This window comes from Mycobacterium sp. E3339 (assembly GCF_001666915.1).
GTDB lineage: Bacteria > Actinomycetota > Actinomycetes > Mycobacteriales > Mycobacteriaceae > Mycobacterium.
Map to the genome: position 1 here is coordinate 15,424 of NZ_LZIZ01000143.1, position 16,484 is coordinate 31,907.

The 16,484-nt window shown below is 69.6% G+C and carries 11 protein-coding genes; 4 read left to right on the forward strand and 7 right to left on the reverse strand.

The window, feature by feature from the left end:
• Positions 1-35: 35 nt before the first annotated feature.
• Together uvrB and A5702_RS12575 are read right to left on the reverse strand one after the other, a co-directional pair.
• Positions 36-2,192 carry an excinuclease ABC subunit UvrB gene (gene uvrB, locus A5702_RS12570; RefSeq protein WP_055404960.1) on the reverse strand — a complete coding sequence of 719 codons (2,157 nt, stop codon included), beginning with the start codon at positions 2,190-2,192 and terminating at the stop codon, positions 36-38.
• A 56-nt stretch (positions 2,193-2,248) separates the two neighbouring features.
• Positions 2,249-4,285: a serine/threonine-protein kinase gene (locus tag A5702_RS12575; RefSeq protein ID WP_068221107.1), complete on the reverse strand. Its 2,037-nt coding sequence runs from the start codon at positions 4,283-4,285 to the stop codon at positions 2,249-2,251.
• Between the two features lie 278 nt (positions 4,286-4,563).
• Between A5702_RS12575 and A5702_RS12580 the strand changes: the two genes are divergently transcribed.
• Positions 4,564-7,155: an FHA domain-containing protein gene (locus A5702_RS12580; protein WP_197506556.1), complete on the forward strand. Its 2,592-nt coding sequence runs from the start codon at positions 4,564-4,566 to the stop codon at positions 7,153-7,155.
• A gap of 12 nt (positions 7,156-7,167) precedes the next feature.
• Here the strand turns inward: A5702_RS12580 and A5702_RS12585 are convergent, their stop codons facing one another.
• Positions 7,168-7,914, reverse strand: a complete 747-nt coding sequence (locus A5702_RS12585; protein ID WP_156349687.1) for an SDR family oxidoreductase — start codon at positions 7,912-7,914, stop codon at positions 7,168-7,170.
• An 84-nt stretch (positions 7,915-7,998) separates the two neighbouring features.
• On the opposite strand from A5702_RS12585, the gene A5702_RS12590 reads away from it, so the two are divergent.
• From A5702_RS12590 to A5702_RS12600, 3 genes are read left to right on the forward strand one after another with little or no spacing between them, the layout of a single operon-like run.
• Positions 7,999-8,439, forward strand: a complete 441-nt coding sequence (locus A5702_RS12590) for a DUF402 domain-containing protein (RefSeq protein ID WP_068221109.1) — start codon at positions 7,999-8,001, stop codon at positions 8,437-8,439.
• Positions 8,424-9,428, forward strand: coding sequence for a non-homologous end-joining DNA ligase (gene ligD, locus A5702_RS12595; protein WP_082956047.1), 1,005 nt, complete (start codon positions 8,424-8,426; stop codon positions 9,426-9,428). Before A5702_RS12590 ends, ligD begins: the two co-directional genes overlap by 16 nt.
• A gap of 11 nt (positions 9,429-9,439) precedes the next feature.
• Positions 9,440-9,850, forward strand: a complete 411-nt coding sequence (locus A5702_RS12600) for a hypothetical protein (protein WP_055404956.1) — start codon at positions 9,440-9,442, stop codon at positions 9,848-9,850.
• Between the two features lie 28 nt (positions 9,851-9,878).
• Here the strand turns inward: A5702_RS12600 and A5702_RS12605 are convergent, their stop codons facing one another.
• From A5702_RS12605 to polA, 4 genes are all read right to left on the reverse strand, one after another.
• On the reverse strand, positions 9,879-10,844 hold the full coding sequence (locus A5702_RS12605; RefSeq protein ID WP_068221112.1) for a DUF2889 domain-containing protein: 966 nt from the start codon (positions 10,842-10,844) through the stop codon (positions 9,879-9,881).
• Between the two features lie 6 nt (positions 10,845-10,850).
• Positions 10,851-12,065, reverse strand: a complete 1,215-nt coding sequence (coaE, locus tag A5702_RS12610) for a dephospho-CoA kinase (protein ID WP_068221115.1) — start codon at positions 12,063-12,065, stop codon at positions 10,851-10,853.
• A 12-nt stretch (positions 12,066-12,077) separates the two neighbouring features.
• Entirely contained in the window at positions 12,078-13,523 is a 1,446-nt protein-coding gene (rpsA, locus tag A5702_RS12615) for a 30S ribosomal protein S1 (protein WP_067815002.1), read from the reverse strand.
• A 202-nt stretch (positions 13,524-13,725) separates the two neighbouring features.
• A complete protein-coding gene (polA, locus tag A5702_RS12620; protein WP_197281346.1) occupies positions 13,726-16,386 on the reverse strand; it encodes a DNA polymerase I in 2,661 nt (886 codons plus the stop codon).
• Between the last annotated feature and the right edge of the window lie 98 nt (positions 16,387-16,484).

Below are 16,484 nucleotides of genomic sequence, written 5' to 3' on the forward strand. Positions count from 1 at the left end.
CGGGGTGGGAAAACTGAATTCCGGTGCCAGCAAACTCATTTCAGGCCGGCGGCGTCCATCCCCCGCAGTTCCTTCTTCAGGTCGGCGATCTCGTCGCGGAACCGCGCGGCGAGCTCGAACTGCAAGTCGCGCGCGGCGGCCATCATCTGCGCGGTGAGGTCCTTGATCAGGTCGGCCAGCTCGGCGCGCGGCATGCTGGTCGTGTCGCGTCCCTCGAACACGCCGGCGCTGACGGCGCGGCCCGGCTCGCCCTGGGCGCGCCGGCCGCGGGACATGCTGCGCCCGGAGCCGATTTCGACTGTCTCGCTGTCGTCGGCCTCGCGATAGACCTGGTCCAGGATGTCGGCGATCTTCTTGCGCAGCGGCTGCGGATCGATGCCGTGGGCCTCGTTGTAGGCGACCTGCTTGGCCCGCCGCCGTTCGGTCTCGTCGATGGCCTCCTTCATCGAGTCGGTGATCGAGTCCGCGTACATGTGCACTTCGCCGGAGACGTTGCGGGCGGCGCGGCCGATGGTCTGGATCAGGCTGCGCGAGGACCGCAGGAAGCCCTCCTTGTCGGCGTCCAGGATCGCCACCAGCGACACCTCGGGCAGGTCGAGACCCTCCCGGAGCAGGTTGATGCCCACGAGCACGTCGTAGTCGCCCAGCCGCAGCTGGCGCAGCAGTTCCACCCGGCGCAGCGTGTCCACCTCGGAGTGCAGGTAGCGCACCCGGATGCCCATCTCCAGCAGGTAATCGGTGAGGTCCTCGGCCATCTTTTTGGTCAGCGTCGTCACCAGCACCCGCTCGTCGGCCTCGGTGCGCTTGCGGATCTCGCCGATCAGGTCGTCGATCTGCCCCTTGGTGGGCTTGACCACGACCTTCGGGTCCACCAGGCCGGTCGGCCGGATCACCTGCTCGACGAACTCCCCGCCCGCCTGGCTGAGCTCGTAGGGGCCCGGGGTGGCCGACAGGTACACCGTCTGGCCGATCCGGTCGGCGAACTCCTCCCAGGTCAGCGGGCGGTTGTCGCACGCCGACGGCAGCCGGAACCCGTATTCGACCAGGTTGCGTTTGCGGGACATGTCGCCCTCGTACATGCCGCCGATCTGCGGCACGGTGACGTGCGACTCGTCGATGACGAGCAGGAAGTCCTCGGGGAAGTAGTCGAGCAGCGTCGCCGGCGGCGAGCCCGGGCCGCGGCCGTCGATGTGGCGGGAGTAGTTCTCGATGCCCGAGCAGAAGCCGACCTGGCGCATCATCTCGATGTCGTAGTTGGTGCGCATGCGCAGCCGCTGGGCCTCCAGCAGCTTGCCCTGGCCCTCCAACTCGGCCAGCCGCTCGGCCAGCTCCTGCTCGATCGTCGAGATGGCGTGCGCCATCCGCTCGGGGCCGGCCACGTAGTGGGTGGCCGGGAAGATCCGCAGCGAGTCGACCTGGCGGATCACGTCGCCGGTCAGCGGGTGCAGGTAGTACAGCGCCTCGATCTCGTCCCCGAAGAACTCGATGCGCACCGCCAGCTCTTCGTAGGACGGGATGATCTCCACGGTGTCGCCCCGCACCCGGAACGAACCGCGGGTGAAGGACAGGTCGTTGCGGGTGTACTGCACGTCGACGAGCAGCCGCAGCAGCGCGTCGCGGGGCACCTCGGTGCCGACGCCGAGTTCCACCGAGCGATCCAGGTACGACTGCGGCGTGCCGAGGCCGTAGATGCAGGACACCGACGCCACCACGACCACGTCGCGCCGCGAGAGCAGGGACGACGTGGCGGAATGCCGCAGCCGCTCCACGTCGTCGTTGATCGAGCTGTCCTTCTCGATGTAGGTGTCGGTCTGCGCGATGTACGCCTCCGGCTGGTAATAGTCGTAGTACGACACGAAGTACTCAACCGCGTTGTGCGGCAACATCTCTCGCAGTTCGTTGGCCAGCTGGGCGGCCAGCGTCTTGTTCGGCGCCATGACGAGCGTGGGCCGCTGCAGCCGCTCGATGAGCCAGGCGGTGGTGGCCGACTTCCCGGTGCCGGTGGCGCCGAGCAGCACCACGTCGCGCTCCCCCGCCCTGATCCGGCGTTCGAGCTCGTCGATGGCGGCGGGCTGGTCGCCGGCGGGCGCGTGCGGGCTGACCACCTCGAAGTGGCCGCCGACGCGCACGACCTCGTCGACCGCGCGGTATTCCGAATGTGCGACTACCGGATGTTCCGTGGCGAAAGCCATGCCACCAGGGTAGAACCGCGCACCGACAAGTGTCGCGGAGCCGGTCTGGCCGCCCGCTATCCCCCGGGCCGGCTCCAGGTTCGGGTGACGGGATCGCACTGCAGCAGGTGCCCGTCGTTCGACGTGGTCATGGCGAACACCGAGGTCCCGGGCCGGTCGCACGAGCTGCCCGCGGCGTGCACGCCCATCGTGATCGGGGCCTTGGCCCAGCTGTTGCCCTCGCAGACGATCTGCTCGCTGTTGGTCGGGTCGTAGGCCAGCTTGCCGACGTCGCCGCAGACCCCGCCGAGCACGGGCGGCGCCGGGGCCGCCGCGGCCGCCGACGTGCTGACGGCCTGGGCGGGGTCGCCCAGGTTGACGCCGGCCGGCACGTCACCGACGCGGGTGGCGACCACCGGCACCCGCACCACGGCGCCCTGCGCGCCGCATTCGTTGCTGAGCACGGTCTCGGTCACGGTGCCGCGCAGCGTGCCGTCGGCCTGCGGCGCCAGCGACCACGCGAGCGTCTCCTGCTGGGTGGCCGCGCCCTGGCCGTCGGGCGGGGTGCACGCCATCCGGTCCTGCTGCGGCGCGCCCTGCCAATAGCCGGCGACGAAGTGCAACGTGTCCGTCTTGCCGCCGTCGGCCGTTTGGTGGGTGGCGTTGTCCAGCCGGGCCCCGGTGGCCGCGCAGCCGTTGGTGGTGCACACCGAACGGAACGCCCACCAGCCGGTGGCGGGGCCGTCGTGGCGGATCGCGACGCCGTTGGTGGTCCGCTTGCTCTCGTCGTAGTCCAGCTTGTAGGCCCCGTTGAGCGCCGGTCCGCCGGACCGGGCCGGCGCGGCACTCGGCGCCGGGACGGACGGTTTCGACGCGAGCGCCGGGTTCGCCGGCGGGGTGTCCGGCTCGAACGAGTACAGGATCGACCCGGTGGCCGCGACGGCGACGAGCATCGCGCACACCAGCCCGACCGCCCACCGGGTCCGCGCCGAGAAGCGGTGGTTCATCGCCGCCGCCACGGCGCGCGGTCCGCGCCGTCGCCGCGCCATCGACGCGGCGCGGGGCCCGGGACCCGGGGCGGGCGCGGCGGCCTCGTCGAGCCGCTCGCCGACCGCGTCGGCGAACGCGCGGCACCGGTCGAACCGGTCCTCGGGGCGTTTGGCCAGCGCCGTGCGGAACACGTCGTCGAGATGCGCCAGCTCCGGGCGGAAATCGCTGAGCCGGGGCGGCTGTTCGTGCAGGTGCTGACTGATCACCGCGATCGGGTTCGAGTGCTGAAACGGGGGCGCGCCGGTGAGCAAGTGGAAAGCCGTTGCGGCCAAGGCATATTGGTCCGCGCGCCCATCGATGTTGGATCCCGTCAACTGTTCCGGCGCCGCGTAGGCCACCGTTCCCACCGCGACGTTGGTCTCGGTGATCCCGCTGATGTCACCCAGGTGCCGCGCGACCCCGAAGTCCGCCAACAGGATTCGGCGCTCGCCGGCCTCGGGATGGGTGAGCAGGATGTTGGCCGGCTTGACGTCGCGGTGCAGCAGCCCGCGGTCGTGGGCGTAGTCCAGCGCCCCCGCGACGGCCCGGACGATGGCGCACACCTCACCGACCGGCATGCCCTCCGGGTGAAGCTCCTTGACCAGCCGGGCGGCGTCGGTGCCCTCGACGTAATCCATGGAAATCCAGAGGTGGCCGTTGAATTCGCCGCGGTCGTGGACGCCGACGATGTGGGGATGCCACAGCGTCGCGGCGAGATCGGCCTCGCGGTTGAACCTCTCCCGGAACTCGGGGTCGGCCGTGACCGCCTCCGCCAGCACCTTGATCACGTCACGGCGTGGCAGCCGGGGATGCAGCGCCAGATACACCTCGGCCATGCCCCCGGCACCCAGCTGCCGCAGGATCGTGTAGCCGGCGAACGGCGCACCGCTGTTTATCGAAAGGCGGGCGCTATCCGCCTCGAGGGGCTCCGCGTTCGGCGTGGAAGTGACCGGCGGGACGCGGCGGAAGAGATGGGCGATGGTCACCGCGGGCAGCGACTGAAAACCCGCGCGCAGCGCCGCGCGATTACTCAGCAACCGCCGCCCGGCGCCGATGCGCCGGGTGGTGCCCTTGCCCTCGTCCATCCGTTGCCCCACCCCCTCGTTCCGATCCCGGCCTGCCGCAACGCGACACGGCACGCAACACCGGGGCGCGTGCAGGCCTCGGCGCCCCGGCCGGCACGACGATGTGCGCGGCGCGCCCGGAAAAGGCCTCGGCGCAACCCCTTACGTTCAGATGATGCCGGATTCCGCTGGGGAGTCCGCCTCGCCAAGCTATGAAACGGTTATGAGTGAGCGGACCGACACATAGCGAAATCACAGCCGCTCCCAATAGAACCCCCCGGCGGCGCACAGATACTTGAGTGGTGACCCGCCCCGCCCCGCCCGTCCTGACGATTCGGCACGACGGGTCCCTACGATCCTTCGCGGCCGGCCACGAGGTGGTCGTCGGCCGCGACACCGAAGCCGACGTGCGCATCGCCGATCCCCGGATTTCGCGCGCCCACCTGATCCTGCGGTTCGACCAAGGCCGGTGGCTGGCAATCGACAACGGCTCGCTGAACGGGACCTACCTCAACGGCTACCGGATGCCGGTCATCGACATCCACGACGGCCAGAGCATCCACGTCGGCAATCCGCGCGGACCGCTGCTGACCTTCGCGATCGGACCGCGCCAGGGCTACGCCGACCGGCCGGGCCGGGCCCTGCCGAATCCGGCGGCCGGGCCGCCGACGCTGGCCTGGTCCGCGCTTCCCGAGCAAACCAATCCCACCCGGGCGCCCCGGCCGCCCGGAGCTCCGCGGAATCCACTGTCCCGGCAACCGATTTCGCGGCCCCGTCGGGCACCGGCCCCCGCCGTCCCGCTGCGCGGTGTCGCGCCCGCCGAGCGGACCGTCGTCCACGCGCCGACGCCGCCCGCCGAACTCACCGTGGTCGACGCCAAGACGGCCGACGTGTCGAACCTCGCCACGCGCTTTGTGAAGTTGCTCTCACCGCGCTCGTCGGCGGCCGCGGGCAGCCCGGGCGCCCTGACGATCGGTCGCGCCGCGGAGAACGACATCGTCGTTTCCGACGTGCTGGCGTCGCGCCGGCACGCGACGCTGGTGCAGACGCCGCTGGGCACCGAGATCCGGGACAACAGCATCAACGGGACCTTCGTCAACGGCACCCGGGTCGGCTCCGCGATCCTGTCCGACGACGACGTCGTCACCATCGGCAACGTCGACCTGGTCTGCCGCGACGGCACCCTGACCCCTCGCAGCGAAACCGCAACCCGCACCGGCGGTCTCGAGGTGCGCAACGTCGAATACGTCGTCGACAACGGCAAACAACTGCTGGACGACATCTCGCTGATCGCGAGGCCCGGAACCCTGACCGCGGTCATCGGGGGGTCGGGCGCCGGCAAGAGCACCCTGGCGCGGCTCATCGCCGGCTACACCACGCCCAGCTCGGGCTCGGTCACCTTCGAGGGCCACGACATTCACGCCGAATACGCGTCGTTGCGCAGCCGCATCGGCATGGTCCCGCAGGACGACGTGGTGCACCGGCAGCTGACCATCAACCAGGCGCTCGGCTACGCAGCCGAGCTTCGCCTGCCGCCCGACACCAGCAAAGCCGACCGGGCCAAGGTCGTTGCACAGGTCCTCGACGAGCTCGACCTGACCAAACACGCCGACACCCGGGTGGACAAGCTGTCCGGCGGTCAGCGCAAGCGGGCCTCGGTGGCGCTCGAGCTGCTCACCGGGCCGTCGCTGTTGATCCTCGACGAGCCGACCTCCGGCCTCGACCCGGCGCTCGACCACCAGGTGATGATGATGCTGCGGCAGCTGGCCGACGCCGGCCGGGTGGTGATCGTGGTGACGCACATGCTGTCCTACCTCGACACCTGCGACCAGTTGCTGTTGGTGGCCCCGGGCGGCAAGACCGCCTATTGCGGCCCGCCCGATCGGATCGGCGCGGCGATGGGCACCACCAACTGGGCGAAGATCTTCACCCAGGTGGGTGCGGACCCCGAGGAGGCCAACCGGCGGTTCGTGGAGCAGCGTGACGCCGCGAAGCGGCCGCCGAAGCTGTTGCCGGACAAGGCCGACGAGCCGGGCGCGCTGGGCGAACCGGTGCATACCAGTGTGCGGCGCCAGATCTCGACGGTTGCCCGGCGGCAGATCCGCCTGGTGGTCGCCGACCGCGCCTACTTCGTCTTCCTGGCGCTGTTGCCGTTCATCCTGGGTTCGCTCTCGCTGACGGTGCCGGGCGCCAACGGGTTCCATCCGCCGGGCGCGAATGCGGGGACGCCCGACGAGGCGGCGCAAATTCTGGCCCTGCTGATGCCCGCCGCCGCGTTCATGGGCACCGCGCTGACCATCCGCGACCTGGTCGGCGAGCGGGCCATCTTCCAGCGCGAACAGGCGGTGGGGCTGTCCACCACGGCCTACCTGCTCGCCAAAACCGCGGTGTTCTGCGGGTTCGCCGTTCTGCAATCGGCGATCATCACCGCGATCGTGGTGATCGGCAAGAGCGCGCCGACGCGGGGCGCCGTCCTGCTCGGCCAGTCGACCGCCGGGGCGACGGTCGAATTGTTCGCGACCGTCGCGGCCACCTGTGTGGCGTCGGCCATTCTGGGCCTGGCGATTTCGTCGCTGGTCCGCTCCAGCGAGCAGATCATGCCCCTGTTCGTGGTGACGGTGATGGCGCAGCTGGTGCTCTGCGGTGGCATGGTCCCGGTGACCGGACGGCTCGGGCTGGACCAGCTGTCGTTCGCGATGCCCGCGCGTTGGGGCTACGCCGCGGCCGCGTCGACGGTCGACCTGCGGCACCTGGTGCCGGATTCGCTGCTGTCCCAGGACCGGTTCTGGCGGCACACGCCGAAGGTGTGGCTGCTGGACATGGGCATGCTGGCCGCGTTGTCGGTGTTCTACGCCGGTTTCGTGCGGTGGCGGATCCGCCTGCGCCGATAGTCCGGGGCACCCCTAGATTTGCTCGGCACCACCGTCGACGAAGACCTCGCTGCCGGTCATGAAGCTGCTGTCGTCCGACGCCAGGAACAGCACCGCCGCGGCGACCTCCTCGGGCCGGCCCAGGCGGCCCATCGGGACCTTGGCCGCCTCGCCCTCGCGTATCTCGTGCTCGCGCCCGGCCGGCGCCAGCCCCAGCAGCCCCGGCGTCTCGACCGGTCCGGGGACGATCGTGTTGACCCGAATGCCCCGGTCCACGAGTTCGGCGGCCCAGGTGCGGCCGAACGAGCGGATCGCCGCCTTGGTCGCCGCGTAGACGCTGAACGCCGGGGTGCCGTTGTAGGCGGCGGTCGAGCCGGTCAACACGATCGACGCCCCGCGGTTGAGCAGCGGCAGCACGGTTTGCACGGTGAACAGCGTGCCGCCCACGTTGGTCATGAACGTGGTGGTGAAGTGTTCGACCGAAATCTCGCCCAGCGCCGCGAATTCCCCGCCGCCCGCGTTGGCGAAGAGCACATCGAGGCCCGCTCCGCGGGCTGCGATCACGCCGGCGACCGCCGCCAGGTCGTCGGGGTCGGCCACGTCGGCGCGGATGCCCGTCGCGCGTTCGCCGATCGAGGCCACCGCGGCGTCGATGGTGTCCTGGTTGCGACCGGTCAGGATGACGTAGGCACCCGCGTCGGCCAGCCGCCGCGCCGCCGCCAACCCGATGCCCGAATTCCCGCCGGTGACAAGGGCCGTCTTTCCGCTGAGGTCGCTCACCATGACTAGAGTAGGGGCATCCATCCGCCGAAGCACGAGACGTTCGACCTGATCGCCCGCACCAACACCGATCCCAAGGGCATCGTGCGGGAGGTGGACGACTACGCGGTCCACCCGTGGGGCCTGTACGTGGCCCGGCCCACCCCCGGCCGCGCCCAGTTCCATTACCTCGAGTCGTGGCTGCTGCCGTCACTCGGCTTGCGCGCCACGGTCTTTCACTTCAACCCCGGCCATGAGCGCGATCAGGACTACTACCTCGACGTCGGCGAGTACACGCCCGGACCCGAGGTGTGGCGTTCGGAGGATCACTACCTCGACATCGTCGTGCGCACCGGCGACGGCGCGGAGCTGGCCGACGTCGACGAGTTGCTGGACGCCGTCCGGCACGGCCTGTTGACCCCGGAGGCCGCGGAGCGGGCGGTGCGGCGCGCCGTGGAGGCCGTAGCGGGGTTGGCCCGCAACGGCTATGACCTCTCCCGCTGGCTGGCCGGCCACGGGATGGAGCTGACGTGGCGCCAGGCGTAGCGGCGGGCCTGCCCGAAGCGGTGCGCGCGGCGCTGCGCGACGAGCCGGTCCCCGACTGGCGGTCCCCGACGCTGGCGACCCTGACCGACAAGCGGTTCTCCGATCCGCGATGGATCTTCGAGCGCAAGTTCGACGGCATGCGGTGCCTGGCGTTTCGGGACGGCGACCGGGTGCGGCTGTTGTCCCGAAACCGCCAGCCGCTCAACGGGACCTATCCGGAACTGGTCGACGCGCTGGCCGCCCAGCCCGCCACCCGCTTCGTGCTGGACGGCGAGGTGGTGGCGTTCCAGGGCCGCCGCACCAGCTTCGCCCGGCTGCAGGGCCGCCTGGGCATCACCGACCCCGACGTGGCCCGCGCCTCGCCGATCCGCGTCTCCTATTACGTCTTCGACCTGCTGCACCTGAACGGCAAGTCGACGCTCAACGCACCGCTGGTATGGCGTAAACGGTTGCTGCGCAACGCGATTCAATTCGGCGGACCGCTACGCTACACCCCGCACCGCATCGAGGACGGCCTCGCCGCCTACCGTGCGGCCTGCGAGCGCGGCGACGAGGGCGTGATCGCGAAGCTGGCCGAGTCGACGTATGACGGCGGCCGCTCGAAGAATTGGCTGAAGTTCAAGTGCGTGCGCGACCAGGAATTCGTGGTCGGTGGCTACACCAGCCCCAGGGGCAGCCGCGTCGAGCTGGGCGCGTTGCTGCTGGGTTACTACGACGGCCGCGACCTGGTGTACGCCGGCAAGGTGGGCACCGGCTTCGACGAGGCCACGCTGCGCCGCCTGCACCGGCGGCTGTCGGCCCTCGCGCGGGACACGCCGCCCTTCACCCGCGGCCTGGTGCGCGAGGCCGGCGCCCGGTGGGCCCGCCCCGAATTGGTGGTCCAGATCGGCTTCACCGAGTGGACCCGCGACGGGAAGCTGCGCCACCCGCGCTACCTCGGCATCCGCACCGACAAGGACGCCGGCGACGTGGTGCGGGAGAGCGGGTAATGTCAGCAGCTATGAGTTGCACCGGCCGCAGGTTGCTGCCGATCATCGCGATCATTGCCGTTGGCGCCCAGCTGAGTCCGGCGATCGCGCGGGCGGACCTGCACAACATCACCTACCGCGCCCGGATCGACGCGCTGACCACCGGCAGCCAGGCCACCTTCATCATCAACGGCGGCCAGACGAACACCACCAACCTTCCGTCCATGCCCGGCAACGCTTTCGAGGCCAACACGGTGTTGCCCGACCCGGCGCAGGCCGGCATGCGGATAGTGCTGCATTTCCCGTACTCGGCGAACGTGCACTGCGAGATCGACGTCGACGACAACGTTTTCACCCAGGCCGACCAACTGGTCAAGCCCGCACCCGGCAACGCCGACCCGAACAACGGCGCGCTGGCCTGCGGCGCACCGCTACCCGGCTGAGGTCGATTGCCCGACTCCTCACCTCTGCTCACCGGCTATCTATCAGGGCGTCCAGATCGGCGATCGTGCGCAATGTGTCGTTGAGGTGGGTGCAGGTGCTGGTGCCAACGAATTCGCCGCGGACGCGGTCGCGCAACTCGGTGAGGGACATGCCGCGGATGCGGGACGCACTACCGATCGCCCCGGGGCATTCCTGCCACGGCAACACCCGCACCTCGGCGCTCACCTCGGTGATGACCCGCGCCGAGGTGTCGACCGTGCCGGCGACGGTGTACTCATGCACAATCGTCTCCATCAAGTCGTCATCCACGTGAGAGTCGCGGAAGTGGGCCTGGAACCGCGCCGACGCGGAGTCGGCGTCCGCCAGATCCAGCCGCCGGTACCTGCGCATCCCACGCGCTCGCAGCGGCTCCACCTCGTGTAGTCCGCTCAGCGGCGGCGCCACCGGGCCGCGGCCCGTCGGGATGACATCGTGCCGCCGGGTGTATGCGATCAGCGACGCGTCCGGTGCGAAACCGGCGCAGATCCCAGCCATCCGGTCGGCGATGCCCGGCGGCATCTTCTCTTCGATGCCCTCGATGATCGCCGCGTATTGGGTGGCGTATCCGGACACCAGGGTCGCACCGACCCAGTCGTCGAGCAGTAGGTGCAGCAGGGTGGCCTGCTCTGCCTCCTGCGGGAACAGCCGGCCAACCGTCGCCCGGAATCCGGCGCCGACCCGACAGCCCAGCAGCGCGTCCAGACAAGCGGTCGACGTGATGTCGTCGACGACCTGATCGGTGAGGTGTGCCCGCACTCGGACCTGGCCGAGTACCTCGACACGTCCGTCCTCGGCGCCCACCACGTCGCGCGCCCGCAGGTCCGCCATTGAGCCGCGCGCCCCATCCGGATGGGTGTCGATGGTGCTGGTGCGCCGCCGCCGGCCCGCCACCAGCCGCGGCGCCTCGTCGCCGTAGGGCCGTCGCGGGCCCAGGATGTGGTCGACGAATGGCATGGCGGCTCAGGGCTTCCAGCCAGTGGTGTCGGCCCATTCCCAGGCTTGCCGGTAGGCGTCACGAAACCACGGTTCTTTGGCGGTGATATAGCGCATGATGTCGCCGCCGGCGGCTGCGTCGGCTTCCCGTTTCATCCGCGAATACTGCTCGCGCACGTCGGCATTCGCATTGAGCCAGTCGACGAAGAGCAGAGCGAACTGCTGATTGGGCCAGCCCGCGACCCGGATGTGTACGTTGGTCGGCCTTCCAGGATCGGCCGAGGCGTGAATTCGCTTGTGCCACAACGCGGTATCATCACTGTGGTCGAAATCCTGCACGGTGCTGCGGGCGTCGGGCTTGGCGGCGTCGGCTGTGATGTGTTCCAGGCGCGGATAACCCACCGACAACAACGACTCGGCGACTTCGTCCGCCACGGCCAAGGATTCGACGGTGACCTGCACGTCGATGACGTCCTTGGCGGGCAGGTCCGCCACGGCGGTCGAACCGATGTGGTCCACCCGGATGGCCCGGTGTCCGCAGGCTGTCTTCAGCCGGTTGACGATGCGCTGCGCCTCGTCGCGCCAGCTGGGATCGGGCGGCACCACCCGCACCGGCGCCCGGGCGACCTGGCGCCGGCTCAGGTTGTGCGCGAAGGGCAGTATGCGGTTGTCCCACACGTCGTGGGCGCGTTGCACCAGGTTGTCCGGGCTGCCGGAGTTGTCCACCCAGATGTCGGCGACGGCACGGCGCTGCTCGTCGCTGGCCTGCGCGGCGATCCGGGCGCGGGCGTCGGATTCGGGCATGCCGCGCTGCTCGATGAGCCGCCGCAGCCGCACCTCGACGTCGGCGTACACGATGACCACGAGCGGGAACAGCGGCGCCATCCCGGATTCCACCAGCAGCGGAATGTCTTCGACGACAACCGAGTCCTCGGGCACCGAGGCGATGATCTCGGCGCGGCGCTTGCCGACCAGCGGGTGCACGATGCCGTTCAGCCGCTGCCGCGCCTCGTCGTCGGCAAAGGCCTTGGCCGCCAAGGCAGGACGGTCCAGTGACCCGTCGGGCAGCAGGATGTCGTCGCCGAACGCCGCCACGAGCGCCTTCAGGCCCTCGGTGCCCGGCTGGACCACCTCGCGCGAGATCACGTCGCCGTCGACGATGACGGCCCCGCATTTGGCGAAGGTGGCCGACAGGGCCGACTTGCCGGCGCCGATGCCGCCGGTCAACCCGATACGCAGCATGCCTGAACGCTATTACGCGTTGCCGGCGAGCTTCTCCCGCAGAGCGGCCAACTGGGCGTCGCTGGCCAGCGACCCGCCGGCCGCCTTCTCCTCGCGCGCACCGCCGTTGGCCGACGACTGCTCGGCGCCGTGCCCGGCCGCCTCGGCCGCGGCGAACTTCTCCATCTGGGCGGTGTGCATCTTGTGCCGGCGCTCGGCCTCGGCGTACCGGGCCTCCCACTCGGCGCGCTGGGCGTCGAAACCTTCGAGCCATTCGTTGGTCTCGGCGTCGAAGCCCTCGGGGAAGATGTAGTTGCCCTGCTCGTCGTAGCTGTCGGCCATGCCGTACTTCGCCGGGTCGAACTCCTCGGTGTAGTCCTCGTTGGCCTGCTTGAGCGACAACGAGATCCGGCGGCGCTCCAGGTCGATGTCGATGACCTTGACCATGGCGTCGTCGCCGACGGCGACCACCTGGTCGGGCACCTCGACGTGGCGCTCGGCGAGCTCGGAGATGTGCACCAGGCCCTCGATGCCCTCCTCGACGCGGACGAACGCGCCGAACGGCACCAGCTTGGTGACCTTGCCGGGCACGATCTGCCCGATGGCGTGCGTGCGGGCGAAGTGCCGCCACGGGTCTTCCTGAGTCGCCTTGAGCGACAACGACACCCGCTCGCGGTCCATGTCGACGTCGAGCACCTCGACGGTGACCTCGTCGCCGACCTGAACGACCTCCGACGGGTGGTCGATGTGCTTCCAGGACAGCTCGGAGACGTGCACCAGACCGTCAACGCCGCCAAGGTCGACGAACGCGCCGAAGTTGACGATCGAGGACACCACACCCTTGCGGATGGCGCCCTTCTGCAGCTGGTTGAGGAACTCGCTGCGCACCTCGGACTGGGTCTGCTCGAGCCACGCGCGCCGCGACAGCACCACGTTGTTGCGGTTCTTGTCCAGCTCGATGATCTTCGCCTCGATCTCCTTGCCGATGTACGGCTGCAGATCGCGGACGCGCCGCATCTCCACGAGCGACGCGGGCAGGAAGCCACGCAGGCCGATGTCGAGGATCAGGCCACCCTTGACCACCTCGATGACGGTGCCCTTGACGGCCTCGTCCTTCTCCTTGAGCGCCTCGATGGTGCCCCAGGCGCGCTCGTACTGCGCGCGCTTCTTGGACAGGATCAACCGGCCCTCTTTGTCCTCCTTGGTGAGAACCAGGGCCTCGACCTCATCGCCGACGGAAACGACCTCGCTGGGGTCGACATCGTGCTTGATGGAGAGCTCGCGGGCGGGGATGACCCCTTCGGTCTTGTAGCCGATGTCGAGGAGCACCTCGTCCCGGTCCACTTTGACGATCGTCCCCTCCACGATGTCGCCATCGTTGAAGTACTTGATCGTTTTGTCTATTGCGGCAAGAAAGTCCTCGCTGGAACCGATGTCGTTGACGGCTACTTGGGGCGAGGTGACGGTGGGACTCGGCATGTGGTGGGTTGCTCCGGACAGGTTGGGTCGTAGGGACAAAATTGGGATTTACCTATTGAGGCTACTCGACTGCGTACACGCTGGCCAAACTCGGCCGCCACCTGCTGACGCGAAAGTAACGCCAGGGCGAATTTCGGGCCGATTTTCCGCCCCCAACGCTACCCCGCGGGCCGTGGGGCGCGGCACCGTCCGGATCGCCGCGCTAGTGCGCCGCGGAGTCCCAGGAGCGGCCGTAACCGACGGAGACCTCGAGTGGCACGTCGAGCGGGTAGGCGCCGCCCATCTTCTCTCGCGCCAGCGCCTCGAGCTGGTCCCGCTCGCCGGGCGCGATTTCGAACAGGAGTTCGTCGTGCACCTGCAGCAGCATGCGGGATTTCAGCCCCGCCTCGGCGATCGCCTTGTCGACCTCGATCATCGCGACCTTGATGATGTCGGCGGCGCTGCCCTGGATGGGGGCGTTGAGCGCCGCCCGCTCGGCGGCCTCGCGCACCTGGCGGTTGCTGCTGTCCAGCTCGGGCAGGTAGCGGCGGCGGCCCAGCACGGTGGAGGTGTAGCCGTCCTTGCGGGCCTGCTCGACGATGTTCATCAGGTAGTCGCGCACCCCGCCGAACCGGGCGAAGTACGCATCCATCTGCTCCTTGGCCTCCTCGGTGGAGATCTTGAGCTGCTGCGAGAGCCCATAGGCGCTCAACCCGTAGGCCAGGCCGTACGACATCGCCTTGACGCGGCGGCGCAACTCGGCGGTGACCTCCTCGATCGGCACGCCGAACGCCCGCGAGGCGACGAACGAATGCAGGTCCTCCCCCGTGTTGAAGGCCTCGATCAGGCCCTCGTCGCGGGACAGGTGGGCCATGATCCGCATCTCGATCTGGCTGTAGTCGGCGGTCATCAGCTCGGCATAGCCGTCACCGACCACGAAGGCATCCCGGATCCGCCGGCCCGCCTCGGTGCGGATCGGGATGTTCTGCAGGTTCGGCTCCGTCGACGACAGCCGGCCGGTGGCCGCGATGGTCTGGTTGAACGTGGTGTGGATGCGCCCGTCGGAGGCCACCGAGTTCAGCAGCCCGTCGACGGTCACCTTGAGCCGGGTGACGTCGCGGTGGGCGAGCAGGTGTTGCAGGAACGGGTGGCCGGTCTTGTCGTACAGCGACTGCAGGGCGTCGGCGTCGGTGGTGTAGCCGGTCTTGGTGCGCTTGGTCTTCGGCATCTCCAGCTCGTCGAAGAGCACGGTCTGCAACTGCTTGGGCGAGCCCAGGTTGATCTGCTTGCCGATCACCGCGTAGGCCGCCTCGGCCGCGTCCCGGATCTGGTGGGCGAAATCGCTTTGCAGCTCGCCGAGCAGATCCAAATCGACTGCGATGCCGGTGTGTTCCATGCCGGCGAGCACCCGCTGCACGGGCAGCTCCATGCCGCCCAACAGCGACGTGGAGTTGATGCGGGCCAGCTCCTCGTCGAGCGCGTCGGCCAGGTCCAGCACCGCCACGGCCCGCAGGATCAGGGTCTGCACCGCCTGGTCGTCGGTGCCCTCCGTGTCGTCGAGCAGCGAAAGCTGTTGCTGCTCAGCGGTTTCCGCGCGCAGTTCGCGGCGCAGGTAGCGCAGCGAAAGGTCCTCGAGCGAGAAGCTGCGCTGCCCGGGCCGCACCAGGTAGGCGGCCAGCGCGGTGTCGGAGCTGACGCCGGCCAGGGTCCAGCCGCGGCCGGCCAGGTCGTGCATCGCCAGCTTGGCCTCGTGCAGCGCCTTGGGCGGGCCCGGGTCGGCCAGCCAGGACGCCAGCGCGGCCTCGTCGTCGGGATCCAGCGCGGAGGTGTCGATGTAGCGGCCCTCACCGTCGGCCGAGACGATGGCCAGCGCGGTGGCGTCGGCGTCGTACGCCAGGTGGGTGCCGACGACGGCCAGGCCGAAGCGCTTGCCCGAGCTGTGCTCGGCCAACCACACGGCCAGCTCGCCCGGCTGCAGCGCGCTGCCGCGCACGTCGAAGCCCGCGTCGACCTCGGGCTCGACCGCGGCCAGCGTGTCGAACAGCCGGTCGCGCAGCACCCGGAATTCCAGGTCGTCGAACAGCCGGTGGATGTGGTCGCGATCCCACGGCAGCATCCGCAGCGTGTCCGGGGTCTGCGCCAGCGGCACGTCCTTGACGAGGTCGGTGAGCTCGCGGTTGCGGATCACGCCGGCCAGGTTGGCCCGCAGCGCGTCGCCGACCTTGCCGCGCACCGACTCGACGTTGTCCACCAGCCCCTGCAGCGAGCCGTATTCGGCGATCCACTTGGACGCGGTCTTCTCCCCCACGCCCGGGATGCCGGGCAGGTTGTCGCTGGGATCGCCACGCAGGGCGGCGAAGTCGGGGTACTGCGTGGGGGTCAGCCCGTACTTCTCGACGACGGCCTCGGGCGTGAACCGGGTGAGTTCGCTGACGCCCTTGCGGGGGTAGAGCACCGTCACGTCGTCGCTGACCAACTGCAGCGAGTCCCGGTCCCCGGTGACCACCAGCACGCGGTAGCCCTCGTTCTCGGCCTGGGTGGCCAGCGTCGCGATGAGGTCGTCGGCCTCGAAGCCGGGCTCGGCCAGCACCGTGATGCCCAGCGCGTTCAGCACTTCCTTGGTGATGTCGATCTGGCCGTGAAACTCGTCGGGCGTCGACGAGCGGTTCGCCTTGTACTCCGGGTACCGCTCGGAGCGAAAGGTCTGCCGGGACACGTCGAACGCCGCGGCGACGTGCGTCGGGGCCTCGTCGCGCAACAGGTTGATCAGCATCGCGGTGAAGCCGTACACCGCGTTGGTGGTCAGGCCGCCGCGGGTCTTGAAGTTCTCTGCGGGCAGCGCGTAGAACGCCCGAAACGCCAGCGAATTGCCGTCGAGCAACATCAGTGTCGGCTTGGTGTTTTCGTCGGTCTGCTGAGCGGGCGGAGCGGGCACGGCTATCACTCTAGGCACCCCGACCGACGAGCCCGAGGCTGCCGCAG